The following is a 25,805-nucleotide window of genomic DNA, read 5'->3' as shown; positions in this document are numbered from 1 at the left end:
TGTGGGCGCTGGGCCTGGGACACGGTTGTCACTTGCGACGCTCCCCGTAGGATTTGGGACGGGTCAGGCTGTCTATCATGGGGACGCAGAGATTGGCCAGCAGCACGGCGAAGGCGATGGCGTCCGGATAGCCGCCGAAACGGCGAATGATGTAGATGAGCACGCCGATGAGGGCGCCATAGATGAGACGACCCCGGGCCGTGGTCGAGGCGCTGACCGGATCGGTGGCGATGAAGAAGGCCCCCAGCATGGTGGCGCCGGAAAACAGGTGGAACATGGGGGTGGCGGTGGCATCCGGGCTGATGAGATAGCCCAGGGTGGCGGCGCCAAACAGGCTGGCCAGCATGGCCACCGGGATGCGCCAGGCGATCACCCTCTGTTGCAGCAGGAAGAGGCCGCCCAGCAGGTAGCCCAGGTTGACCCAGCTCCAGCCGATGCCGCCCCAACCCTCGAACACGGAGTGCGTCATCACCTCGCTCGCGGTCAGCCCCTGGCCCAGTCCCGTCTTGAGGGTATCCAGCGGCGTGGCCATGGTGAGGCCATCTACCCCCTGCTTGAGCTGGGCCATGCTGTAGCCGTCCAGGCTAAAGCCGGTGAAGATGGTGGAGACGGCATCCCCAAAGCCGATGCCGTAGGCGGCGATGTCGGACGGCGGCAGCCAGCTGGTCATCTGTACCGGGAAGGAGACCAGCTGCAGCACATAGGCCACCATGGCCGGGTTGAACAGGTTCTGGCCCAGGCCGCCATAGAGGTGCTTGGCGATGATGATGGCGAAGGCGGTGGCGACCAGGGTCATCCACCAGGGCAGCAGGGGCGGCAGGGCCAGCCCTATCAGCACGGCGGTGAGCAGGGCGCTGCCATCTAGCAGGGCGGGTTTGACCGGCCGGGCGCGCAGGCGCAGCACCAGGGCCTCGCAGCCAAGGGCCGTGACCGCGGCCAGGGCTATCTGGATGACGGAGCCCCAGCCGAAGAACCAGATCTGGGCGGCGAGCCCGGGCAGACAGGCCAGGATCACCAGCAGCATCAGGGTCTGGGTCTGCTTGCGGTTGTGAGCGAAGGGGGCACTCGCGATAGTGAACATGACTCAGGTATCCCTCTTGCTGTCAGCCGGGCTGACCGTTTCGTTGTCTGTGGTGGCGCCCGCAAGCGCCGCCTTTCTGGCCTTGGCTTTTGCCACGGCGGCGGCGATGGCTGCCTTCTTGGGATCTAGCTCGGGGGCAGACGTCTCGGCGCCAGGGGTCGTTTCGGCGCAGGGCTGTGCTGCGGGGGCCTCCTTGGCCTCGGCCGCCTTTCTGGCCTTGGCTTTTGCCACGGCGGCGGCAATGGCCGCTTTCTTGGGGTCAACCTCGGGGGCGGACTCGGCGCCAGGGGCCGTTTCGGCGCAGGGCTGTGCTGCGGGGGCCTCCTTGGCCTCGGCCGCTTTTCTGGCCTTGGCTTTTGCTACGGCGGCGGCAATGGCCGCTTTCTTGGGGTCGACCTCGGGGGTGGACTCGGCGATCGACTCGCTGGGTGCCTGGCTCGAGGCGATGGGCGCGGCGGCAGAGTCGTCTGCGCCCTGGTCCCCGGCAGCCTGGGCGGCCTTCTTGGCCTTGGCGCGGGCGATGGCGGCGGCAATGGCCGCTTTCTTGGGGTCAACCTCGGGAGCGGACTCGGCGATCGGCTCGCTCGGTGCCAGGCTCGAGGCGATGGGCGCGGCGGCAGAGTCGTCTGCGCCCTGGTCCCCGGCAGTCTGGGCGGCCTTCTTGGCCTTGGCGCGGGCGATGGCGGCAGCGATGGCCGCTTTCTTGGGGTCAACCTCGGGGGCGGACTCGGCGATCGGCTCGTTCGGTGCCTGGCTCGAGGCGATGGGCGTGGCTGCTGAGTCGTCTGCGCCCTGGTCCCCGATGGTCTGGGCGGCCTTCTTGGCCTTGGCGCGGGCGATGGCGGCGGCGATGGCCGCTTTCTTGGGGTCGAGCTCGGCAGCAGATCCCGTCACCGGCTCGCTCGGTGCCTGGCTCGAGGCGATGGGCGCGGCGGCAGAGTCGTCTGCAATCTGGTCCCCGGCAGCCTGGGCGGCCTTCTTGGCCTTGGCGCGGGCCAGGGCGGCGGCGATGGCCGCCTTCTTGGGATCGGACTCTTGGGACGGGGCGGGCTCCGTCATGGGGGCACTGGCCTCGAGTTCGGCCGCCTTGGCGGCGCGGCGCGCCAGGGCCTCCTGCTTGCGGGCCTCCCGAGCGGCGGCCATGGCTGCGTTGTCAGGGGCGCCTTCGCCTGGGGTCGCTTCCTGTTTTGCCTTGAGCCGGGCGAGGGCGGCGGCCACGGGATCTTCCCCGGTGGCGGCCGTCATGGCCTGGCGGCGCTGGGCGGCGGCCTCGGCGTGGCGTGCCTCGCGGGCGGCCTTGTCCCGCTCGAAGCGCGCCTGCTTGGCCTCGAAACGCAAGCGGGCGCGTTCGGCCTTCTCGGCTTCCTCGCGGGCCTCGCGGATATCGTCCTTGGCAATCTTGTAGTACTGCACCAGGGGGATCTGGCTCGGGCAGACCCAGGCACAGGCGCCGCACTCGATGCAGTCGAACAGGTTGAGCTGCTCCGCCTTGTCATACTCCTTGGCCCGGCTGTACCAGTAGAGCTCCTGGGGTAGCAGGGTGGCGGGGCAGGCGTCGGCGCAGGCGCTGCAGCGGATGCAGGACTGCTCCGGCTCGGGAGGGGGCAGTTCGGCCCGGGTCGGGGCGAGCAGGCAGTTGGTGGCCTTGACCACAGGCACCATGGCGTGGGGCAGGGTGAAGCCCATCATGGGCCCCCCCATGATCACCCGCTGGCCCGGTTCCGGCTGCAGATCGAAGCGCCCCAGCAGCCAGCGTACCGGGGTGCCAAGGCGCACCCAGGCATTGCCCGGCTGCTTGAAGGCGTCTCCGGTGAGGGTAACGATGCGCTCGATGAGCGGCTCGCCGTCGACGATGGCGCGCTTGATGGCGAACACGGTGGCGACGTTGAGCACCATGATGCCGATATCGACGGCCCGGCCCCCCTTGGGTACCTGACGGCCGGTCAGCAGCTCTATGGTCTGTTTGGCGCCGCCCGAGGGATATTTGGTGGGGACCTCCCGCACCAGGATGTCCTCTTCGCTGATCTGCTGACGCAGGGCCTTGGCCGCGGCGGGCTTGTTGTCCTCGATGCCGATCAGGCAGAGCTTGGGCTTGAGCAGGTGCTTGAGCACCCGGATACCCTCCAGGATCTCGTCCGCGTACTCCTGCATCAGGCGGTCATCCGTGGTGATGTAGGGCTCGCACTCCAGGCCGTTGATGATGAGGATCTCGGTGAGCTGGCCATGGCCATCGAGCTTGCTGTGGGTGGGGAAGACGGCGCCGCCGAGTCCGGCTATGCCGGCCCCTTGAATGCGCTCGAGCAGGCTGACCCGGTCCAGGTTCCAGTAATCGGGCTGGGGCTGGCGCTCGCACCAGGCGTCCTCTCCGTCGGGGATCAGGGTGATGCAGAGATCGGAGAGGCCGGAGGGGTGGGCGACCGTGTGCTGGCCGATGGCGCTGATGACCCCTGAACTGCTGGCGTGGACCGGCACGAAGCGGCCCCGCTCGAAGGCGGTGAGGGGCTGGCCCTTCTTCACCTTGTCGCCCACCTTGACCAGCAGCTCGCCGGCCAGGCCCGCGTGCTGGCGCACCGGTATGATGAGCTCGGGGGGCAGTCCCGCCTGCACCACAGGGCTCAGGCTGGATTGCTGCTTGTTCTCGGGGGGATGGATGCCGCCATGAAAATCCCACAGGGCACCGGCCTTGATGCGTTCGATTACAGACTGCATGACTACTCCACCATCTTGACCGGGATAACGACGCTGTTGAGATCCCACTTCCAGTTATCGACCGTAGTGGGGACCGGGATCATCTCGATGCAATCGGTGGGGCAGGGGTCGACGCAGAGGTCGCACCCGGTGCATTCATCCTTGATCACCGTATGCATCGCCTTGGTGGCGCCGACGATGGCGTCGACCGGACAGGCCTGGATGCACTTGGTGCAACCTATGCACTGATCCTCATGGATGAAGGCGACCTTCTTGATGGGCACGGCGGCATGGCCGTCCCCCATGGCCAGGGGTTCCACCCCCATGAGGTCGGCAATCTTGCGCATGGTGGCATCGCCGCCCGGGACGCACTTGTTGACGGCGTCGCCATTGGCGAGGGCTTCGGCATAGGGCTTGCAGCCCGGATAGCCGCACTGGCCGCACTGGGTCTGGGGCAGCAGGGCGTCGAGCTGATCGACGATGGGATCGGCCTCCACCTTGAACTTGATGGCGGCAAATCCCAGGATCAGGCCGAAGGCCAGGGCCAACAGCGCCAGAACCAGGATGGCAAACAATAGGTGAGTCATAGCGCTATATCTTGATAAGGCCGGTAAAGCCCATGAAGGCAAGGGACATCAGGCCTGCGGTGATCATGGCGATGGACACGCCACGAAACGGCGCCGGGATGTCGGCGGCCACCAGGCGCTCACGCATGGCGGCAAACAGCACCAGCACCAGGGCGAAACCGGCAGCGGCGCCGAAGCCGTAGATGATGCTCTGGATGAAGTTGTGGCGCTCGTTGATGTTGAGCAGCGCCACCCCGAGCACGGCGCAGTTGGTGGTGATGAGGGGCAGGAAGATGCCGAGCAGGCGATAGAGGGTCGGGCTGCTCTTGCGTACCACCATCTCTGTAAACTGCACCACCACGGCGATGACCAGGATGAAGGCCAGGGTGCGCAGGTAGCCAACCGAGAGCGGCAGCAGAATATAGTGTTCCACCAGATAGGAGCAGGCGCTGGCCAGGGTCAGCACGAAGGTGGTCGCCAGCCCCATGCCGATGGCGGTTTCCAGCTTGCCCGAGACCCCCATGAAGGGGCAGAGGCCGAGGAATTTCACCAGCACGAAGTTGTTCACCAGCACGGTGCCAATCAGTAAAAGCAGGTACTCAGTCATCAGAATTTGGATTATCCGCTGTGAAGGCGGGCGGTATTATCTGATGTTAGGGGGTCAGAAACAACCGCAAGCCCGCAGGGTTATTAGTGAATTATCCAGCCCTGTGGTGCGAGGACGCGTCCCTTGTGCCCATCTCTCCCGACGAGGCGCCAGGGGGGCACCTCGTCGGGAGTGATTCATATGGAGAGATTTTTGACCGTGTCGGAGACGGAGTTGGCGTCTTCGATGATCTCCTTGATGACGGCGGAGACGATGTTGGCCTGCTCCTGCCCGGCCATCGCCTTGTCGGACACCACGCTGACGGTCTGGGTGATGGTGGAGGTGATCTGGGAGTTGAGCTTGATGACGGAGACGATCTCGTTGGTGGAGGAGGAGGTTCTGGCCGCCAACTGCCTCACCTCGTCGGCGACCACGGCAAAGCCTCGCCCCTGTTCCCCCGCCCGGGCCGCCTCGATGGCGGCATTGAGGGCCAGCAGATTGGTCTGATCCGCGATGCCGCTGATGGTGGAGATGATGGACTCTATGCTCCTGGACTGCTGGTTGAGCCGCTCTATCTGCTGGGTCACCTCGCTGACCGAGCTGTTGATGTGACGGGAGGTGTCCAGCACCTTGTCGATCACCTCTCGTCCCTTGTCGGCGCTGGCGACCGTCTCGCTGGCGATGGCGCAGGCCTTCTTGGCCGCCTCGCGCACCGAGAGGGCCTGCTCGACCCGCTCCGTGATGTCGCTGGCCAGCTTGATGATTTTTACCACCTTGCCTTCGTGATTGAAGATGGGGTTGTAGGTGGCCTCCAGCCAGATCTTCTGGCCCTGGTGCCCCAGGCGCATGAAGAGACCGGATTGTATGGTGCCTGCGCCCAGATCCCGCCAGAAGTGGGGGTGCTGGCGGTAGAAGTCGTCATCGCAAAACAGTCGGTGATGCTGGCCCGCCACCTCTTCGAGCCGGTAGCCAAAGCAGTGGAGAAAATTCTGGTTGGCGGTGATGACGGTGCCGTCCGGCTCGAAGTCGATCACGGCCAGGGACTTGTCCAGGGCGGCCAGCAAGGCCTGGCTTCGCTCCAGGGACGATTGCTGCTGGGTCACGTCCGAGGCGACCTTGGCGACCCGCACCACCTTGCCCTCGACCACGATGGGAAAATAGGTGGCCTCCAGCCAGACGGCCTGGCCCGATTTGGCCTGACGGATGAAGCGGCCGCTGCGAAAGGTGCCCTTGCGCAGATCCTGCCACAGAACCTCGTAGTCGCGGGTCTTGACGTCATCGGGAAAGCAGAGGGTGCTGTGGTGCTGCCCCAGCACCTCATCACGCCCATATCCCACGATGGCGAGGAAGCGATCGTTGACGAAGGTGACTATGCCGTCCGGGGTGAACTGGATATAGGGCGCCTGGGACTGGATCGCCTGCTCGAAGGCGTCCAGCCCGGCGACTCTTGCGGTTTCTTCGCGTTGTTCATTGCTGTCCGTGTGTTTCCAAAACATGTGGTGCTCCTCCGTGAGACCCCTGTGATGCTTTGTTCTGACGATAACCGACCGGCTCAATACTAGTACAACTCCTTTGCCGACAGCAGAGGAGAATTGGGGTAACGCGCTGTTTTCATGCTGTTTATGTCCGCTTTCCCGGCAAGTGGTACCGCAGAGAGCGCGGGGGATGCCAAGGCGACCGAGGGATTGAGTCTCGCTGCCCGGGTCCTCTTTTTTTACCAATTTTCCCGGCCGTTCAACACATCAGAGCACCTTATCTCGGCAAGATGAGGTATCTTATGCCCGATTTCATCCATCAAACGGATAAGAGAAAACACATGATCATCAAACCCAAGGTTCGCGGCTTTATCTGCACCACCACCCATCCGGTCGGCTGTGAAGCCAATGTTCGCCGTCAGATTGCCTACACCCAGGCCAAGGGCACCATCGAGAATGGGCCCAAGAAGGTGCTGGTGATCGGCGCCTCTACCGGTTACGGCCTGGCTTCCCGCATCGCCACCGCCTTTGGCTCCGGCGCCGCGACCATAGGTGTCTTCTTCGAAAAGCCGAGCTCCGAGACCAAGACGGGCTCCGCCGGCTGGTACAACTCCGCCGCCTTCGACAAGGCCGCCAAAGAGGCTGGCCTCTACGCCAAGAGCATCAATGGCGATGCCTTCTCCCACGAGTGCCGTGCCAAGGTGATCGAGCTCATCAAGCAGGATCTGGGTCAAATCGATCTGGTGGTCTATTCCCTGGCCTCCCCGGTGCGCAAGCTGCCGGACACCGGCGAAGTGGTGCGATCTGCGCTGAAACCCATCGGCGAGGTCTACACCTCAACCGCCATCGACACCAACAAGGATCAGATCATCACCGCCACCGTCGAGCCGGCGAACGAGGAAGAGATCCAGAGCACCATCACCGTCATGGGCGGTCAGGACTGGGAGCTGTGGATGGCTGCCCTGCGTGATGCGGGCGTGCTGGCCGACGGCGCCAAGTCCGTGGCCTACTCCTACATCGGCACCGACCTGACCTGGCCCATCTACTGGCATGGCACCCTGGGCCGCGCCAAGGAAGATCTGGACCGCGCCGCCGCCGCCATCCGTGGCGATCTGGCCGCCAAGGGGGGCACCGCCCACGTGGCCGTGCTCAAATCCGTGGTGACCCAGGCATCAAGCGCCATTCCGGTGATGCCGCTCTATATCTCCATGGCCTTCAAGATCATGAAGGAGAAGGGCATTCACGAGGGCTGCATGGAGCAGGTGGATCGCATGCTGCGCACCCGTCTCTATGGCGAGGCGCTGGCACTGGACGAGCAGGCCCGCATCCGCATGGACGACTGGGAGTTGCGGGAAGACGTGCAGCAGACCTGCCGCGATCTCTGGCCCTCCATCACCACCGAGAACCTCTGTGAGCTCACCGACTACGCCGGCTACAAGCAGGAGTTCCTGCGCCTGTTCGGTTTCGGCCTGGACGAGGTGGATTACGATGCGGACGTGAACCCGGACGTGCAATTCGACGTGATCGAACTCTAAGGCTTTCGCCTGCGTCATGAGAAAGGGCCCCGTCTGCTGCAGACGGGGCCCTTTGCTATCCGGTCTGTACTCCTCCCGAAAGAGGCCGCCAGCCAGAGAGGCGCCCGGGGGAGCCTCTCTTTGCCATGCCGGTGGTTGCAATCACAGCCTTGGCTTACTGCTTGTAATCCTTCAGGAAGCGGGCAAGGCGGCCAATGGCCTCTTCCAGCTCCTCTTCCCTGGGCAGGAACACCAGGCGGAAGTGATCCGGTGCGGGCCAGTTGAAGCCGGTGCCCTGCACCAGCAGCAATTTTTCCTGCTGCAGCAGGTCGAACACCATCTTCTGGTCGTCGCGGATGTCGTACACCTTGGGGTCGAGGCGCGGGAACATGTAGAGCGCCCCCTTGGGCTTGACGCAGGAGACCCCGGGGATCTCGTTGAGCAGCTCCCAGGCCTTGTCCCGCTGGCGGCGCAGGCGGCCACCCGGCAGGATCAGCTCGTTGATGCTCTGATAGCCCCCAAGGGCGGTCTGGATGGCGTGCTGCATGGGCACGTTGGCACACAGCCGCATGGAGGCCAGCATCTCCAGCCCCTCGATGTACCCCTTGGCGCGGCCCTTGGGCCCTGTGATGACCATCCAGCCCTGGCGGAAGCCGCAGGCGCGGTAGGCCTTGGAGAGGCCGTTGAAGGTCACCACCATGACGTCGTCGCACAGGGTGCAGACGCTGGTGTGGGAGATGTCGTCGTAGAGGATCTTGTCGTAAATTTCGTCGGCGAAGATGATGAGGTTGTGCTGGCGGGCGATCTCGATCACTTCAAGCAAAAACTCGCTGCCGTAGACGGCGCCGGTCGGGTTGTTGGGGTTGATCAGCACCAGGCCGCGGGTGCGCGGTGTGATGCGGGCGCGGATGTCGTCGAGATCCGGATACCAGTCAGCCCCTTCATCGCAGCGGTAGTGCACCGCATGGCCGCCGGAGAGGGTGACGGCCGCAGTCCAGAGCGGATAGTCGGGGGAGGGCACCAGCATCTCGTCGCCGTTGTTGAGCAGCGCCTGCATGGCCATCACGATGAGCTCGCTCGCGCCATTGCCGATGTAGATGTCGTCGATGTCGACCTTGCGCATCCCTTTTTGCTGGTAGTACTGCATCACCGCCTTGCGGGCGGAGAAGAGCCCCTTGGAATCGCAGTAGCCCTGGCTCTGGGGCATGTTGAGGATCACATCCTTGATGATCTCCTCCGGCGCTTCGAAGCCGAACGGGGCCGGGTTGCCGATGTTGAGCTTGATGATGCGGTGGCCTTCGTCTTCGAGACGGCGAGCCTCTTTATGCACAGGGCCGCGAATGTCATAGCAGACATCGTCGAGCTTGTGCGACTTGTCGATGGTGAACATAGTGAACGAGATCCCCTGGGGCGCGTTGGCGAAAAAGGCGATTTTTAGTATCAAATTTCTTTGCCTCTATTCTTCACAGAATTGAATGCTAGAACAATCTTCTTTTTAGAATAATTCCCTGATTTTTAGCCCTCAAACAGGGTTGCTGGTTTGTTAAATTCAGCATGATCGTTTGCCCTGCGACGACATTACCAGTGAAAGATGAGGGAAGGGATAGATATCAACAGCGAGTGTGTTGAATTAGCCCGTGCTTGTGGCACGATTGGCTTGCGTGAAAAACGGTCGTTTGGCCCCCCGGCTTGCCCTGGCATGGTCGCTCAAGGGCAGGTGCAGGCGGGCACGAGGCCTTGGCGATGGACTGGGAGATGGGAATGGATCAGCAACAGGGGGGGCCCTTGCCGGGCCCGGGGCGTTATCGCCACTGCAAGGGGGGATTTTATCGGGTGCTGACCCTGGCCCGGCATACCGAGACCGGGGAGTCCCTGGTTGTCTACCAATCCGAGCAGGATGACGCCATCTACGCCCGCCCTCTGCCCATGTTCATGGGGAGCACCGAGTATCGGGGGCAGCTGGTGAGCCGCTTCACCCGGGTGGAGTAAATCCGGACGCTGGCATAAGAAAAGGCGCCAAGGGCGCCTTTTACATGGACAGCTGGGTGGTTACAGGCCGAGGTGGGCGCTGGCATAGGCCTCGAAGTCGGTACAACCGCCGATGTGCTGCTCGTCCAGGAAGATCTGCGGCACCGTGGTGACGGGCTTGCCCGCCTTGGCGGCCAGGTCGTCCTTGGTGAGCCCGGCGACGTTGATATCCACGTAGTTGAAGTCAAAATCGTCGCGCGCTTCGCGCAGTTGCTCGGCCAGCATCTTGGCGCGCACGCAGTAGGGGCAACCGGGACGACCAAAAATCTCTACAAACATCTTTTCTCTCCGTTAGGTAAGGCCGTTGAGACGAGGCGGATGACAGGATAGCCTCGGCTTTCGGCCAGTCAAAGCTGAAAATTCCGATACGCCTGTTCGCGGTGCTCGATTGCACCCCGGCCAGGTGCCGACACAGGGGTCGGCACCTGGCGCGGCATTCTGGATTGGCGGCGAGGGGGCTTGCTCAAGCCAGCCTTACTGCCCTGCGATCTGGATGGGCTGTTACTGGTAGATGCTCTCCAGCACTCCTTTTTCGAACAGAGTCCGGGGGATGGGGCCGCCTTGCTGGCACGGCCACCCGTTTATTGCCCGGCGATCTGGATCGGCTGCTGCTGGTAGATGCTCTCCAGCACGCCTTTTTCGAACACGGTCCAGGGCCAGGGCGCCTTGCTGGCACGGTAGCGCTCGTGGGTGGCCGGATCCTGGGAGAGGCCGCGCTGGAACATCACGAACGCCTTGCGCTGGCCACCGGCGGTGTCGATGAAACCGGCCAGGTTGGAGGTGCCTGTGATGGTGCCGGTCTTGGCATGGACCTTGTTCTTCATCATGGGGGCGGTGACGCTGCGCCGCCAGGCCAGGGTGCCATCCACCTGGGAGCTTGGCAGCAGCTTGATGAAGTCGAGCTCGGCGTCGTTCTTCTGGATGAAGCTGAGCACCGACAGCATCTGGCGGGCACTGATGAGATTGTGGGCAGAGAGCCCGGAGCCGTCGGCCAGGGTGGCGTTGCCCAGGTTGATACCGTGCTTGGTCAGGATGGCGCGCACCGCCATGGTGCCGCTGCGATAGCTGCCCGGTTTGTTGTAATAGTGACGGCCCACGGTTTTGAGGAAGGTGTCGGCGTAGGTGTTGTCGGATTTTTTCAGCATCCTGGCCAGCATCACCGGCAGGGGGGCCGAGGTGTGGGTCGCCAGGGTCTCGGCACCCTCCGGGGCCTTGTGGGTGACCCGCAGCAGGCCATCATGCTGGATGCCGGCTCTGTCCATGGCCCAGCGGATGTTGTCCCAACCCCAGGCTTCCACGTCGTGGATGGCAAAGCGCAGCCCCTGGGGCTCCTTGTTCGGGGTGATGCAGCCCTTGAGCTCATAGTGATTGCCCTTGGCCATGTCTACCTCCAGGGCGCAGAACTGGCGTGCCATGTCGCCATAGCTCATCACTTCCACGTTCTCGGCACTGATGCTGATGGGCACGCCCGTGGCCACGTTGCCGGTGGCGGGCCTGCCTATCTGGGTGGCTGTGATGGTGCCATAGGCGCAGTTCTTGTCGATGATGACCGAGGAGACGGGGGCGGCGAAACAGAGGGTCTGATCCCCCCAGGACCAGCCGTTGCCGCGCTCGTAGCCGTTGTAGGCGCCGGTATTGACGTAGACGTTGCCCTTGATGCGAGAGACGCCCAGCTGCTTGAACAGGGCGAGCAGATCCATGCGTGACAGGGTGGGATCGCCGACGAAGTTGATCCAGAGATCGCCATTGAGGGCGTTGCCATGCCGGGCGCCGGGTTTGGCCTGGATCTCGGTATTGAAACGAAAGTCGGCGCCGAGCTCGAGGCGGGCCGCCAGGGCGGTGAGTACCTTCATGGTGGAGGCGGGCGCTATCATGTCGTCGGCATGGCGGGCGAACTCCACCCCGTTGTTGCCTTGTACTATCACGGCATATTGGCCGCCCTGGGGCGGGGTCAGCGGGGCGGCCTGGGCCGCCAGGGAAACGAGAGCACACACACCTATCAAGAGCCGCTGCATAACATCCTCTAACGTAACGAAGGGGCTGGCGCGGGAAGGCCAACCCTGAAAACCAAGATATTCATCTGTTTTGGCCAGACACCGCCCTAGCCAGGGGCGTTGGCGGTGCGGTAGCGGCCGTCGTAATCAAAAATCTTCTCTTTCACCTGCCAGAAACGTCCCGACTTGCGGGCGATGACGAAGTCCGGGTGGCGAAACTGGCGCTCTGCCGCCAGCACGCTCGCCAGGGTGGTGAATTCGGGCTCCAGGCCCGGGGCGGGCCAATGATGACGCACAAAGCGTTGTTGAAACAAGCGTTGCGCCCCCTGGGTGTGGAAAGAAAAGTACTCCATCAGGGTGAGGCCATCCTCATCGTGATAGGTCACCTCCAGCCGCTCCCCCTGTTTGCCGCGACCGGCGGCCAGGGTCAGCCCCGCGCAGCGGATCACCATGCAGTCCTTGAGATTGAGGGCCTCCTTGAGCTTGTCGTCCGGATCCACCAGCAACTGATCGCAGCTCTGGCAGCGACGGGCGGCGATGTCGTTTTCGCTGCCGCAACCGGGACAGATCTTGGCGCGAAAGCGGTAGTCGCACTCCTCGCGGTGGCCCTCGTCATCTTCAAACAGCCCCTGGCAGCGGCGGCCGTAGTGCTCGACCACCTTGCCATCTTCGTCGGTCTTGCCCCAGAAGGTGTTGGCAAAGCCGCAGGCGGGGCAGGGCACCTGGACCGGTTCGGTACCGGCGTGGGGTCTGGGTTCCCCCACTTCGGGGGCGAACAGGTTGAAGTTGTTGCCGGCGTAGTCGAGCACCAGGCAGTCGGTCTTGCCCGGCGACAGACGCAGGCCCCGGCCCACTATCTGCTGGTAGAGCGAGACAGATTCCGTGGGCCTGAGCATCACGATGAGATCCACATGGGGGGCATCGAAGCCGGTGGTGAGCACAGCCACGTTGACCAGAAACTTGATCTCCCGGGCCTTGAAGGCATGGATCAGGGCATCGCGCTCCGGGCCCGGGGTCTCGCCGGTGACGAGGGCCGCGTGCTGGGACTGGGCGCTGAGCAGCCCCTGAATTTCCCGGGCGTGCTCGACGGTGGCGGCAAAGATCATCACCCCCTGGCGTTCGGCCGCATACTCCAGCACCTGGCTCACTATGTGGGGGGTGACCCGCTCCTGGCGTTTTAGCTCGCCGTTGATCTGGGCCTCGCTGAACAGGCCGTTTTCTCGCGGCACCAGCTTGCTGAAGTCGTAGTGGACTATGGGGGCATCGATCATGCGCGGCGGTGTCAGGTAGCCGTTTTTCACCATGAAGCGCAGGGGCAGCTCGAACACGCAATCGCCAAACAGCCGTTCGCCATGGCTCTTCACCATGCCGTGGTAGTGGCGCCGGTAGATCCAGCCCAGCCCCAGCCGGTAAGGGGTGGCGGTGAGGCCGAGGATCCTGAGGGCCGGGTTGGCCGCTTTCAGATGCCCGATCACCTGATGGTACTGGCTGTCGTCATCGAGCGAGACCCGGTGGCACTCGTCGATGATGAGCAGGGAGAAGGCGCCATCGAAGGCATCCAGATTGCGGGCCACCGACTGCACCGAACCAAACACCACCTGGGCGTTCGCCTCCTTGCGATCCAGCCCGGCGGCAAAGATGTCGGCCTTGAGCCCCCAGGCCTCGTACTTGCCATGGTTCTGCTCCACCAGCTCCTTGACGTGGGCCAGCACCAGTACCCGACCGCGGGCCTTGCGGGCCAGCTCGGCGATCACCAGACTCTTGCCGGCCCCGGTGGGCAAGACCACCACGGCGGGATCCGGGTGTTTGCGAAAATGGCGGATGACGGCGTTGACGGCGTCGGTCTGGTAGGGTCTGAGAACAAACATGGGGTGTGGCGTGTTGGCGTGGGTCGGCGCAAGGTGGCGCCATTATAGGGATCTTGGTGGCAAAATGCAGCGTGGCGAGACCCGGGAAGGAAATGGCCGTCTACCCAATAAAACGGGCCGGCATGATGCCGGCCCGTGATGACCACCAGGAGATCCTTAGTGGAAGGGGAACAGGTAGTTGAGCCAGCTGCCCATGCGCATCAGGATCTTGCGCATGATGGCCACATGATGGAAATGTTCGGTGTAGATGGCTGCCTGGCCGCTGGCACCGGCGATCACCTGATACTTGGCCCACTCGGGATCGGTGATCTCGAGGACGATGGGCAGACGGCCCGGTACCTGGGCGGAGGTCTGATCGATAAGACCTGCCTGGGCCTGGATGTTGCCCGGCGCCATGGCGGGGATCACGGACTGCACCTTGGCCTTGAAGATGCGACCCGGGATGCCGTCCAGCACTACCTCGGCCTCATCGCCCGCCTTCAGGCGCTGCATGCTGTTCTGCCAGAACCAGCCGACGTAGGTGCTTTCATCTTCGTGAATGAAGGTCATCACGGGACGATACATGAAGGGGGCCGCAATCATGCCGGGGCGCAGCGCCAGTTGCACCACATGGCCGTCGCTCGGGGCATAGACCACGGTCTGCTCCAGATTGTACTTGGCGATGTTGAGCTGGGCGTTCAAGTCATCCAGCGACGCCTTCTGCTGGTCAATCTGGGCGACGATGTCGTCCACGTTGGCCTGGGTCACGTCGAGATCCCGCTGCTTGCCGATGCCGCGACGCACCAGTTCCAGGGCGCGATCCCTGTCCAGGGTGGCGGAGCGCAGTCTGGCGTCGAGGGCTTTCAGGAAATCGGTGTTGGAGGCGAGCCGTGCGGTCAGGCTGGCAACCTTCTCCTGGAAGGGCACAGCATCGAGACGAAACAGCACATCCCCCTGCTTGACCGGCTGATTGGCTTTGACCGGCACCTCGGTGACCCGCCCTTTCACCAGCGGCACTATGGGGGTGGAGACATAATAATTACGGGCCAGTTCCGAATAGGGGTGGTTGTAGTTCATCAGCATGATGAGTGTGCCGATGATGATGACGCCACCCAGCACGGCGGTCGGCACCGTCCATTTGTTGAGCGGGATCTTGAATACCTTGAAAATCCCGACGCAGACGGCCGTGTAGGTAAGAATAAGTAGCAAATCCATGAGTGATTACCTGTTTTCGGTCTGTTCGAGCGTTGCCATGCGTGCTTGCAAAGCGGCAAGTTCTTTCTTGAGCTTGGTGATGTCGGCTTCGTCTGTTTCAAGGCGCTGGCTAAAGCCCCAACCGCGTTCTGGGCGATAGAGGGTGGCCCAGATCCAGAGGAAGGGCCAGAGCACATGCAGGGTAAACAGGCTGACCCAGCCTGCCACGTGAATGGCATCCTGGTGCGGGTGTTGGCGATGCTTGGCTATTTCATAGGGAATATCATGAATGACGATGATTCCGTAAAACATGACCAAGACAACGAACACCAATATTCCCAGGGCAATATAATCAAGTGCCATTTATCTCTCCGGTTTACATCTCAGTCGCAAGGCCAAATTTAGCCTAGCATCCACAGTATATCGGCTGTCATGATGCCAGCATATTTTCCCTGCATAAAGAGGAAATTACGTGCGAATCTTGGCGGTACAGCCTTCATTCAGGGGCATATTATGGTGAGGGATGACGGCGGTATTTCAATAGGGGATTTGATGTGTCGTCAGGAGATGAACCGGGCAGGTCCGGTGGTCCATGGACAGGAAAGCGAGAGTGACGAGATGAAAAAAAAATCTGCAATGAAGGCATTGTGGGCCGGGCTGTTGCTGGTGCTGGCCAATCTGTCCCTGGTCACGCAGGCCGTTGGCGCCGAACCCAGGCTGGATCCCACCGAGCAGGAGAAGGCGCAGACCCTGACCTTGCTCCATGAGCCCATCGTCCTGCTGCAGGCCAAGTTCGGTCGCCTGGACGGGGCGGCCCGGGTGCGTCTGGTCAAGGAGCGAGTCAAGCAGTTGCAGGCGTCCGACCTTGAACAACCCATCACCCTGGTGAGCGCCATGCGCTTTGGCCAGGACTCCCGGGAGTTTCTGGTCAATGGCAAGCGGATCCTGGTGCTGGTGGAGGGGGATCTCGAGACCCTGGATGAATTGACCCTGGACCAGGCGAGCGAGCGTGTCAGGGGGCGGCTCGACAAGGTACGGCTCAAGTATCTTGAGCTGCACTCCACCCCCTACCTGCTCAAGGCCGGCGGCATGGCACTGCTGGCCAGCCTGATCTTCTTTGGCTTGGTCTGGTCACTGCAATGGGGCCATAGACGGGTCAGGAAGTGGCTTGCCAGCCGACTCCTGCTGCAAAAGGGGCTGATCCCCCATCAGTGGCGTCAGGTGGCGGGCAATGTGGAGGTCCGCCTGCTGGCGATCGTCACCCTGCTGCTGCTGTTCATGCTCACCTATGGCTGGCTCACCTATGTGCTGGCACTCTTCCCCCAGACCCGAGCCTGGAGCGAGCGACTGGGGACCTCCCTCTTCGCCCTGTGTGCCGACATGCTGGAGGGGATCATGGCCGCCATGCCCGGGCTGGTGACAGTGATGCTCATTTTCGTCATCACCCGCCTGTTCATTCGCATGCTGGCCATCGTCTTCGATCGCATCGAGCGTGGCCAGTTCCGCGTGCAGGGGCTGCACGCCGAGACGGTGGGAGCGACCCGACGCCTGCTCTCAGTGGTGATCTGGCTGTTTGCCCTGACGGTGGCCTATCCCTATCTGCCGGGGGCCAATTCCGATGCCTTCAAGGGGGTGAGCGTCTTCTTCGGCCTCATGGTGACCCTGGGCTCCGCCGGCATCATGAACCATGCCATGAGCGGCCTGGTGCTCATCTACTCTCGCGCCCTGCGCCCCGGCGATCTGGTGCAGATTGGCGAGGTAGAGGGGATGGTGACCGAGCTTAGTGCCCTCTCCACCAAGCTGGTGACCCGTCAGGATCACGAAGTGACCCTGCCCAACGCCGTGGTGGTGGGGGGCAAGGTGACCAACCTCACCCGACTGGCGGGGGAGAAGGGGGTGGCCCTGCTCACCAAGGTGACCATCGGCTACGACACTCCCTGGCGTCAGGTCCATGCCATGCTGGAGCTGGCGGCCCGGCGCTGCGAGCGACTCAACCAGGAGCAGGCCCCCCTGGTGCGCCAGCTCAATTTGCAGGACTGGTACGTGGAGTACGAGTTGCAGGTGCGGATGAAGCCGGATTTGCTGCCCGCCGTGGTCAAGACCGAGCTCCACGGCCACATCCAGGACGTGTTCAACGAGTTTGGCGTGCAGATCATGTCCCCCAACTTCATTGCCCAGCCCGAGCAGGCGGTGCTGGTGGCCAGGGAGCAGTGGTACCAGGCACCGGCCGAAGCGCCCAAAGGGGAGGGGGGCGCCGGCAACTGAGCCAGTTGATGGCGTCAGTGCGCGCAACGAGAAAGGCCCGGCAGTGATGCCGGGCCTTTTGCCGTTGCCGGTTTGTCGAGGGGGGTCAGCTTTCGTTGGGACGGCTCACCAGGGCCGGGCGGTACTTCAGCAGGAAGGCGACCGTGATGACGGCGGTGGAGGCCAGACCAATGATGGTGGAGATGCCCATCTCCATGCCAAAGCCGATGGGGGCATTGGCCAGGTAGGTGATGACCACGGCGGTCATGAACATGGCCGGTATGGTGCAGACCCAGTGCAGCTTGGCTTCCTTGGCGAGGTAGGCGGCGCCGGCCCACAGCATGATCACGGCCGTGGTCTGGTTGGCCCAGCCAAAGTAGCGCCAGATCACCCCGAATTCCGCCTTGGAGATGAGGTAGCCCACCACGAACATGGGGATGGCGATCAGCAGACGCTTGACGATGGGCTTCTGGGTCATGTTGAGGAAGTCCGCCACGATCAGGCGGGCACTGCGAAATGCCGTGTCGCCAGAGGTGATGGGCAGGATCACCACGCCGAGGATGGCCAGGATGCCGCCGACGGTGCCGAGCAGACCGGTGGAGACCTCGTGGACCACGGCTGAGGGGCCGCCGCTGGCCAGGGTGGCGTTCAGGGCATCTGTGCTCTCGTAGAAGGAGAGACCCAGGGTGCACCAGATCAGGGCGATGACCCCTTCACCTATCATGGCGCCGTAGAAAATGAAGCGGCCGGATTTCTCGTTTTGCATGCAGCGGGCCATCAGCGGCGACTGGGTGGCATGGAAGCCGGACACGGCGCCACAGGCGATGGTGATGAAGAGCAGCGGCCAGAGCGGCAGATCGGTCGGGTGCAGGTTGGAGAAATCCATCCCGGTGTTGTAGAACCCCTTGCCCGAGACCATGAGACCGATGACCAGGCCCACGGACATGAACACCAGCAGGGCGCCGAAGATGGGGTAGAAGCGACCGATGATCTTGTCGATGGGCACTATGGTCGCGAGTATGTAGTAGGCGAAGATGGCGCCAATCCAGTAGACGATCTCGATGTGAGTCAGGCTGGAGAGCAGGCCTGCCGGGCTCAGCACGAACACCACGCCCACCAGCATCAGCAAGATGACGGCGAACAGGTTCATGAAGTGCTTGGCGACCGAGCCCAGGTGCTCGCCGACCACGGTCGGCACGGAGGCACCCTTGGCGCGCACCGACAGCATGCCGGAGAAGTAGTCATGGACGGCGCCGGCGAAGATGCAGCCGAACACTATCCACAGCATGGCCACCGGGCCGTAGAGGGCCCCCAGGATGGGGCCGAAGATGGGACCGACCCCGGCGATGTTGAGCAGTTGTACCAGATAGATCTTCTTGTCGGACATGGGCACATAGTCCACCCCGTCGGCCATGGTGACTGCCGGCGTCTTGAGCTCGGGTTTTGGGCCAAATATCCGTTCGATGAACTTGCCGTATATGAAATAGCCGGCGACCAGCAGGCCGACACAGAGGAAGAACCAGACCATTGTTACGCTCCAATGCTTGTTATTGTGGTGTGCAGCGGGAGTCTAGGGGGCGGGTGTGTAAAGCGCATGTGAAAAAGCCTGAGCGGTCATGTGGCGACCCGAGCGGCGGGCGTGTGTGATCCCGCTCACTGTACCGGCTTGATATAACGCTCAATTGAGGCCGAACTTGTCCTTGAGCTCCTTGAGGTAGCGGCGACTGACCGGTACGCGGGCCCCGCTGGGGGTGACTATCTCGGCCAGCTGGTTGTCGAGCAGGGCTATCTCGAAGATGGCGGCGGGGTGGATCAGGTATTGGCGATGGCAGCGCAGCAGCGGGCTCTTCTCCTCCAGGGCCTTGAGGGTGAGCTGGGTGTGGAGCAGTTCCCCCTGGCAGGCCACGTGCACGCCGCCGAGATCCGAGAAGGCGTACTCCACCTGGTCGATGGGCAGCAGCCGCACCCGGTTGTGCAGGTAGCCGGGAATGTGGCGAATGGGTGGCGCCAGGGTGGCCACGGGCTGGGGGCGCATGTCCTGTTTGAGGCGCGCCAGCGTCTTGGCGAGGCGGGCAGGCTCCACCGGCTTGAGCAGATAGTCGAAGGCGTTTTCCTCGAAGGCCTGGACGGCGTAGTCATCAAACGCCGTGACAAACACGATGCGGGGCAGGGGGTCGAGCATGGCCACCAGCTCCATGCCGCTGAGCTTGGGCATCTGGATGTCGAGGAACACCACATCCGGTTTCAGGGCATTGATGAGGGTGAGTGCCTCCAGGGCATTGGCCGCCTGCCCCAGGATCTCGATGGCGGGATCCTGGCCGAGCAGCAGGGCCAGTTCGTCCCGGGCATAGGGTTCATCGTCGACGATCAGGGTACGGATCATGCCGCCTCCCTGGCGCAAGGGGCGTGCCCGTCTCTGGGCTGGGGGAAAGGGGTCATGTGCTCTCCTTGGGCAGGGTGAAGGAGACCCGGGTCCAGTGGTCGGGCTCGCAGCGAATGTTGATGCCATATTGGGGGCCAAAGGCGCTCTTTAGCCGCTTGTCGACGATGGAGATGCCGAGCCCGTCGCCGTTTGCCCCCGGTTGCCAGCAGCCGGCGTTGTCCTCGACGCTGATGGTCACGCACCCCTCATGCTCCTGGGCGAGCAGCCGCAGCCGTCCCTCGCCGAGCAGGGTGGAGATGCCGTGCTTGATGGCGTTCTCGATGAGGGGCTGCAGGGTGAAGCTTGGCAGGCGCAGCTGGGCCAGATGGGGCGGGATCTCGTTGATGACGGTCAGGCGGTCGCCAAAGCGGGCCAGCTCTATCTCCAGATAGGACTGGCAGTGCTCCTGCTCCTCCTGCAGGGTGGCGAGCCCGCTCTGGCGCTTGAGGTTGTTGCGAAAGAAGCGCGACAGGTGCAGCAGCAGCTCCCGGGCCTTGTCCGGGTTGCTGCGGGTGATGGCGCTGATGGTATTGAGGGTGTTGAACAGGAAATGGGGGTTGATCTGGGCCTGCACCAGCTTGAGTTCGGACTGCATCAGCAGCCGCTGCTGCTGCTCTATCCGGCCGCTGAGCAGCTGCTGGGAGAGCAGGTTGGCGATCCCCTCGCCCAGGGTGTGGTTGATCTTGAGAAACAGCCGGGTCTTGGGCTCGTAGAGCTTGATGGTGCCTATCACCCCCATGTCTCCCTGCAGGGGGATCACCAGTACCGAGCCGAGCTCGCACTGGGGGGAGATGCTGCAACGATAAGGCTGGCTGTTGCCATCGGCAAACAGCACCCGGTTCTCGCTGATGGCCTGCTGGGTGAGACGGGAGGTGATGGGGGTGCCGGGCTTGTGGTGATCTTCCCCTGTGCCGATGAAGGCCAGGATCTGGCGGGTATCCGTGATGGCCACGGCGCCGACCCCGGTCTCCTCCTTGATGATGTGGGCGATTTTCTCGCTGGCATCGCTGGTGAAACCCCGGCTCATGATGCCGACGGTGCGGTTGGCGATGGTGAGGGCCTTGGCCGAGAAGACCCGGGAGAACTTCTCATACATCTGTTGCTGATCGCGGATCATGCTGATGAAAAGCGCCGCTCCGCAGGAGTTGGCCAGGATCATGGGGGTGGCGATGGTGCGCACCAGCAGCAGCGCCTTGTCGAAGGGGGCTGCCACCAGCAGTATGATGGCCATCTGCATCGCCTCGGCCACCAGGGTGACGAAGAAGGCGGTTCTGGGCTCGAACAGGGCATCCATCCGCCCGGCCCGCATCAGGCGCCAGTGGACCAGTCCCCCCAGCAGCCCCTCGCAGGTGGTGGAGATGGCGCAGGCGAGATCGGTAAAGCCCCCCAGGCTGTAGCGGTGCAGGCCGCCGGTCAGACCGACCAGCAGGCCGACCAACGGGCCCCCCAGCAGACCGCCGAGCACGGCGCCCACCGCCCGGGTGTTGGCGATGGCATCGTCTATGTCCAGCCCCACATAGGTGCCCAGGATGCAGAAACCGGAAAAGAGCACATAGATGAGTACCTTGTGGGGCAGGCGCACCGAGAAGTGGGTCAGGGGCCGAAACAGCGGTGTCTTGGAGAAGAGGTAGGCGATGACCAGAAAGACGCTCATCTGTTGCAGCAGAGAGAGGATCAATTGCATGAAAAGTGTTCCCCATGGTGAGAGAGCCAACTGGTTACCATCGTGCGATAACTGTGATCCGGATCTTGTTCTGTGGTGGTGCCACTGTGATGCTGGGGCGCATTTTGCCAGAGCGTGAAAATAAAAACATATAAAATCAGTGCGTTAAATTGATATTTGTATAAACGAGAAACAATTGATATTCAGATGGTGAGCATGAATGCGTCCATCGGGCGCGCCACACGGAGGTGGCATGCTCCGCCCGGCCTCTGGCTGGGCGTTTTTTATCCAGCTCCAATGGCGGACGATTCTGGAGGGGCTCGAGCAATTATTCAGGTTTGTCCAATGAGTTATCCCCAGCTTCTGGGGATAACTCAGAATGCAAAGTAATAACAGCAACGTCGCCCCAGATTGAAGAAGTGGCGTTGGGCCTCGTCAAGCTCCTCCGGCTTGAGGGAGGCGGTGATGGTGCGCCCATCTTCGCGCAGATCGATGAGACTGACCCCCTCGGCTCGCTGGCCCTTGATAAAAGGGAGGATCTTGGGACTGAGGGGGCGGGTCGGCTCCGTGCTGATCACCAGGGCCAGGGCGCCGTCCGAGAGCTGCACCAGGGTGCCCGGGGGATAGACGCCGAGCAGCTTGATGAGCAGCTTGACCATGGATTGTTCGAACTTCTTCTGGGAAAGCTTGTAGAGCAGGCTGATGGCCTGATTGGGGGTGACCGGCTGGCTCGCTCCCCTGGGGTGCAGCAGCTCGTCGAAGTAGTCCACCAGACCGATGAGTCGCACCAGGGGCGGTATCTCTCCCCCCTTGATCCCGAGCGGAAAACCGCTGCCGTCGAGTCGCTCGTGATGCAGGTGGGCCACCTGGCGGATCCTGGGCTCGAATGCCTGCAGCTGATTGAGCATCTCCAGCCCGTACTGGGGGTGCATGTTGAGGTAGTTCTGCTCGGCCCGGGTCAGTTCGCCTCGCTTCTGGCTTATCTGGGAGGGGATCCTCAGCTCGCCGATATCGTGAATGAGGCCGGCCAGGCCGACCTCCTCGACCGCCAGGGGGCTCATCTCCAGCTCGCGGGCCATCAGCATGGCGATGAAGGCGACGTTGAGGCTGTGTTGCAGCAGTATGTCGCTGTGGGGCGTGCGAATGAGGTGCAGGCCGAGGGGACCCTCGTGCTGTGCCAGGCGGGCGGCCAGGGTACGCACCAGCTGGGCCGTGTTGGCCAGCCCCTCGTCCGGTTTCAGGTTGAGGGCGCCAAGCGCCTCGCGCAGATCCGACATCGATTGGCCATAGGCCTTCTCGGCCGCCCGCAGGGAGCGACGCCAGTGTTTCTCGTCAAAGCCGGTGTCAGCGGTGAGGGGCTCGGGGGGAGGGGCGTCCGGCGCCGCGACCACAGGGGGCTCACCGTGCAGCAGGGGGGCCAGGGGCAGATCGCTCTTGTCGGTGTCCACGGTGAGCAGGGCCAGATCCAGGTGACGGATGATGTCGAGCTGCTGCTGATCCTTGATCTTGAAGGCATTGAACAGAAAAGGGTGCTGCTGCCAGCCCACGGGCAGATGCACATAGTGACCCACCCGCAGCTGCTCTATGGATGCCTCTACCAGCGCCATATGACACACTCCCTCGCCAAAACCCTACCCACAAGCTAGCAAAATTAGAGAGATAGACAAACAAAAAGCCCGCGCATGGGCGCGGGCTTTCGGGTCACTGCGGCGGCTTATCAGGCCTTGGCTTTCTTCTTGCCACCTTCAACCTTGGTCTCGACCTTGGCGACCACCTGGGCCTCCTCGCTGAAGGGACGGCCGTAGTAGGTGTCCATCAGGATGGCTTTGAGCTCGCTGATCAGCGGGTAGCGCGGGTTGGCGCCGGTGCACTGGTCATCGAAAGCTTCGATGGCCAGCTGGTCCACCTTGGCCAGGAAGTCGGCTTCGGTCACGCCCGCCTCGCGAATGGAGGCCGGGATCCCCAGGGTGGCCTTCAGCTCGTCCAGCCATACCAGCAGCTTTTCTATCTTGGCGGCGGTACGGTCACCGGCGGCGGTCAGACCCAGATGGTCGGCCACTTCGGCGTAACGGCGGCGAGCCTGCGGACGGTCGTACTGGGAGAACGCGGTCTGCTTGGTCGGGTTGTCGTTCGCGTTGTAGCGGATGACGTTGCTGATCAGCAGGGCGTTGGCCAGACCGTGCGGGATGTGGAACTCGGCACCCAGCTTGTGGGCCATGGAGTGACACACACCCAGGAAGGCGTTGGCGAACGCGATGCCGGCGATGGTGGCGGCGTTGTGCACCTTCTCGCGGGCAACCGGGTCGTTGGCACCGTTCTGATAGCTGGAGGGCAGGTACTCTTTGAGCAGTTTCAGGGCTTGCAGCGCCTGACCGTCGGAGTACTCGTTGGCCAGCACGGAGACATAGGCTTCCATGGCGTGGGTCACGGCATCGATACCGCCGAAGGCGCACAGGGACTTGGGCATGCCCATCACCAGGTTGGCATCGACGATGGCCATGTTCGGGGTCAGCTCGTAGTCGGCCAGCGGGTACTTCATGCCGGTGGCGTCGTCGGTCACGACCGCAAACGGGGTCACTTCAGAACCGGTACCGGATGTGGTGGTGATACAGACCAGTTCGGCCTTGACGCCCATTTTCGGGAACTTGTAGATACGCTTGCGGATGTCCATGAAGCGCATGGCGAGATCTTCGAACGCGGTGTCCGGGTGCTCGTACATGACCCACATGATCTTGGCGGCATCCATGGGGGAACCACCACCCAGGGCGACGATGACGTCCGGCTTGAAGGAGTTGGCCATCTCGGCGCCTTTGCGCACCACGGACAGGGTCGGGTCGGCTTCGACTTCGTAGAAGACTTCCACTTCCATCGACAGGCCCTTGAGCAGGCGAACCACTTCGTCGGCGTAGCCGTTGTTGAACAGGAAGCGGTCGGTGACCACCAGGGCGCGCTTCTTGCCTTCCAGGTCGCCCAGGGCGATTGGCAGGGAGCCACGACGGAAGTAGATGGATTTAGGAAGTTTGTGCCACAGCATATTTTCTGCCCGTTTTGCGACTGTCTTCTTGTTGATCAGGTGCTTGGGACCCACGTTTTCGGAGATGGAGTTACCACCCCAGGAGCCGCAACCCAGGGTCAGGGACGGGGCGATGGCGAAGTTGTACAGGTCACCGATACCACCCTGGGTGGTCGGGGTGTTGATCAGGATACGGGCGGTCTTCATCTTGTCGCCGAAGTACTTGATGCGGTCGGCGTTGCGATCCTGGTCGGTATACAGACCGGAGGTGTGGCCGATACCACCCAGGTTGACCATGGTGCAGGCCATCTCGACGGCTTCTTCGAAGTTCTTGGCACGGAACATCCCTAAGGTCGGGGAGAGCTTCTCGTGAGCGAACTCTTCCTCTTCACACACTTCCAGACCTTCACCTATGAGGATCTTGGTGGTGGGGGGCACGGTCACGCCGGACATTTCGGCGATCTTGGTGGCAGGCTGGCCCACTATGTTGGCGTTCATGGCACCGTTGATCAGGATGACCTTGCGCACCTTGTCGGCTTCTTCCTTGGTCAGCACGTAACCGTTGTGGGTCGCGAAACGCTCTTTCACCTGGTCATAGATGGAATCGACCACGATGACGGCCTGCTCGGAGGCACAGACCACGCCGTTGTCGAAGGTCTTGGACATCAGGATGGAGGCGACGGCGCGCTTCACATCGGCGGTTTCGTCGATGACGACGGGAACGTTGCCGGCACCCACACCGATGGCGGGCTTGCCGGAGGAGTAGGCGGCTTTCACCATGCCCGGGCCACCGGTGGCCAGGATCAGGTTGATGTCGTTGTGCTTCATCAGGGCGTTGGACAGTTCAACGGTCGGTTGATCGATCCAGCCGATGATGTCTTTCGGCGCACCGGCGGCAATGGCTGCATCCAGAACCAGCTTGGCAGCGGTATTGGTGGAGTTCTTGGCACGGGGGTGCGGGGAGAAGATGATGGCGTTGCGGGTCTTCAGGGAGATCAAGGACTTGAAGATCGCAGTGGAGGTCGGGTTGGTGGTCGGTACGATACCGCAGATGATGCCTACCGGCTCGGCGATGGTGATGGTACCCATCTCGTCATCTTCACTGAGGATGCCGCAGGTCTTCTCTTCTTTGTACTTGTTGTAGATGTATTCGGAGGCGAAGTGGTTCTTGATGACCTTGTCTTCGATGATGCCCATACCGGACTCTTCCACGGCCATCTGGGCCAGGGGGATACGGGCATTGCTGGCGGCCAGGGCGGCGGCGCGGAAGATCTTGTCTACCTGTTCTTGCGAGAAGCTGGCGAATTCACGCTGGGCTTCCTTGACGCGGGCGACCAGTGCATCCAGTTCAGCCAAATTGGTTACTGCCATGTTTATCTCCTGATGATTTTGAAAACTGTTTAGTAAGACCTTAGCAATGCCCGGCAATTATAGTCGCCGTGTCAAGTTCGACTTGACCCCTATGGGGTATTTACACGTCTTACTGAACT

Annotated in this window: 19 protein-coding genes; 3 read left to right on the top strand and 16 right to left on the bottom strand. The window is 62.5% G+C overall.

Annotation, left to right across the window (positions count from 1 at the left end; all coding sequences use genetic code 11):
• Nucleotides 1-28 precede the first annotated feature (28 nt).
• The 5 genes from rsxD to BN1119_RS21010 all read right to left on the bottom strand — a co-directional run bounded on the left by rsxD (nt 29) and on the right by BN1119_RS21010 (nt 6,417).
• Complete coding sequence (gene rsxD / locus BN1119_RS05245) at nt 29-1,081, bottom strand: electron transport complex subunit RsxD (protein ID WP_041994975.1); 1,053 nt, start codon at nt 1,079-1,081, stop codon at nt 29-31.
• A 3-nt stretch (nt 1,082-1,084) separates the two neighbouring features.
• Nucleotides 1,085-3,790 carry an electron transport complex subunit RsxC gene (gene rsxC, locus BN1119_RS05240; RefSeq protein WP_041994973.1) on the bottom strand — a complete coding sequence of 902 codons (2,706 nt, stop codon included), beginning with the start codon at nt 3,788-3,790 and terminating at the stop codon, nt 1,085-1,087.
• A 2-nt stretch (nt 3,791-3,792) separates the two neighbouring features.
• Nucleotides 3,793-4,356 carry an electron transport complex subunit RsxB gene (rsxB, locus tag BN1119_RS05235; RefSeq protein ID WP_041994971.1) on the bottom strand — a complete coding sequence of 188 codons (564 nt, stop codon included), beginning with the start codon at nt 4,354-4,356 and terminating at the stop codon, nt 3,793-3,795.
• 4 nt (nt 4,357-4,360) lie between these two features.
• The gene (gene rsxA, locus BN1119_RS05230; RefSeq protein ID WP_005909250.1) at nt 4,361-4,942 is read right to left on the bottom strand and encodes an electron transport complex subunit RsxA; all 582 of its coding nucleotides are present in this window, start codon (nt 4,940-4,942) and stop codon (nt 4,361-4,363) included.
• A gap of 176 nt (nt 4,943-5,118) precedes the next feature.
• On the bottom strand, nt 5,119-6,417 hold the full coding sequence (locus BN1119_RS21010) for a methyl-accepting chemotaxis protein (protein WP_041994969.1): 1,299 nt from the start codon (nt 6,415-6,417) through the stop codon (nt 5,119-5,121).
• Nucleotides 6,418-6,737: 320 nt separating this feature from the next.
• Here BN1119_RS21010 and fabV point away from each other — a divergent pair, with 320 nt between their 5' ends.
• Nucleotides 6,738-7,931 (top strand): enoyl-ACP reductase FabV, encoded by a 1,194-nt coding sequence (gene fabV, locus BN1119_RS05220; RefSeq protein WP_041994968.1) that lies wholly within the window; start codon nt 6,738-6,740, stop codon nt 7,929-7,931.
• Between the two features lie 154 nt (nt 7,932-8,085).
• Here fabV and BN1119_RS05215 read toward each other — a convergent pair whose 3' ends face one another.
• Nucleotides 8,086-9,300, bottom strand: a complete 1,215-nt coding sequence (locus BN1119_RS05215; protein WP_041994966.1) for a pyridoxal phosphate-dependent aminotransferase — start codon at nt 9,298-9,300, stop codon at nt 8,086-8,088.
• Between the two features lie 371 nt (nt 9,301-9,671).
• On the opposite strand from BN1119_RS05215, the gene BN1119_RS05210 reads away from it, so the two are divergent.
• Nucleotides 9,672-9,899 (top strand): DUF1653 domain-containing protein, encoded by a 228-nt coding sequence (locus BN1119_RS05210; RefSeq protein WP_041994981.1) that lies wholly within the window; start codon nt 9,672-9,674, stop codon nt 9,897-9,899.
• 60 nt (nt 9,900-9,959) lie between these two features.
• On the opposite strand, the gene BN1119_RS05205 is transcribed toward BN1119_RS05210, so the two are convergent.
• The 5 genes from BN1119_RS05205 to BN1119_RS05185 form a co-directional block, all read right to left on the bottom strand.
• Entirely contained in the window at nt 9,960-10,217 is a 258-nt protein-coding gene (locus BN1119_RS05205; RefSeq protein ID WP_041994964.1) for a GrxA family glutaredoxin, read from the bottom strand.
• Between the two features lie 302 nt (nt 10,218-10,519).
• Nucleotides 10,520-11,953, bottom strand: a complete 1,434-nt coding sequence (gene dacB, locus BN1119_RS05200; RefSeq protein WP_041994962.1) for a D-alanyl-D-alanine carboxypeptidase/D-alanyl-D-alanine endopeptidase — start codon at nt 11,951-11,953, stop codon at nt 10,520-10,522.
• A gap of 86 nt (nt 11,954-12,039) precedes the next feature.
• Entirely contained in the window at nt 12,040-13,800 is a 1,761-nt protein-coding gene (locus BN1119_RS05195; RefSeq protein ID WP_041994960.1) for a DNA repair helicase RadD, read from the bottom strand.
• Nucleotides 13,801-13,956: 156 nt separating this feature from the next.
• On the bottom strand, nt 13,957-14,994 hold the full coding sequence (locus BN1119_RS05190; protein WP_041994958.1) for an HlyD family secretion protein: 1,038 nt from the start codon (nt 14,992-14,994) through the stop codon (nt 13,957-13,959).
• A 6-nt stretch (nt 14,995-15,000) separates the two neighbouring features.
• On the bottom strand, nt 15,001-15,336 hold the full coding sequence (locus BN1119_RS05185) for a DUF3302 domain-containing protein (RefSeq protein ID WP_041994956.1): 336 nt from the start codon (nt 15,334-15,336) through the stop codon (nt 15,001-15,003).
• A 273-nt stretch (nt 15,337-15,609) separates the two neighbouring features.
• On the opposite strand from BN1119_RS05185, the gene BN1119_RS05180 reads away from it, so the two are divergent.
• Nucleotides 15,610-17,238 (top strand): mechanosensitive ion channel family protein, encoded by a 1,629-nt coding sequence (locus tag BN1119_RS05180; protein ID WP_244463682.1) that lies wholly within the window; start codon nt 15,610-15,612, stop codon nt 17,236-17,238.
• Between the two features lie 85 nt (nt 17,239-17,323).
• On the opposite strand, the gene BN1119_RS05175 is transcribed toward BN1119_RS05180, so the two are convergent.
• From BN1119_RS05175 to adhE, 5 genes are all read right to left on the bottom strand, one after another.
• Nucleotides 17,324-18,745: a carbon starvation CstA family protein gene (locus tag BN1119_RS05175; RefSeq protein WP_041994954.1), complete on the bottom strand. Its 1,422-nt coding sequence runs from the start codon at nt 18,743-18,745 to the stop codon at nt 17,324-17,326.
• A 150-nt stretch (nt 18,746-18,895) separates the two neighbouring features.
• Entirely contained in the window at nt 18,896-19,600 is a 705-nt protein-coding gene (gene btsR, locus BN1119_RS05170; protein WP_041994952.1) for a two-component system response regulator BtsR, read from the bottom strand.
• Nucleotides 19,601-19,652: 52 nt separating this feature from the next.
• Nucleotides 19,653-21,323 (bottom strand): sensor histidine kinase, encoded by a 1,671-nt coding sequence (locus BN1119_RS05165; protein WP_041994949.1) that lies wholly within the window; start codon nt 21,321-21,323, stop codon nt 19,653-19,655.
• A 353-nt stretch (nt 21,324-21,676) separates the two neighbouring features.
• Nucleotides 21,677-22,909 (bottom strand): HD-GYP domain-containing protein, encoded by a 1,233-nt coding sequence (locus tag BN1119_RS05160; protein WP_041994947.1) that lies wholly within the window; start codon nt 22,907-22,909, stop codon nt 21,677-21,679.
• Nucleotides 22,910-23,019: 110 nt separating this feature from the next.
• Complete coding sequence (gene adhE / locus BN1119_RS05155; RefSeq protein WP_041994945.1) at nt 23,020-25,686, bottom strand: bifunctional acetaldehyde-CoA/alcohol dehydrogenase; 2,667 nt, start codon at nt 25,684-25,686, stop codon at nt 23,020-23,022.
• Between the last annotated feature and the right edge of the window lie 119 nt (nt 25,687-25,805).

It is taken from the genome of Aeromonas bivalvium (genome assembly GCF_000819765.1).
In the GTDB taxonomy this organism is placed as follows: domain Bacteria; phylum Pseudomonadota; class Gammaproteobacteria; order Enterobacterales; family Aeromonadaceae; genus Aeromonas; species Aeromonas bivalvium.
This window is presented reverse-complemented; position numbering and strand designations above follow the sequence as displayed.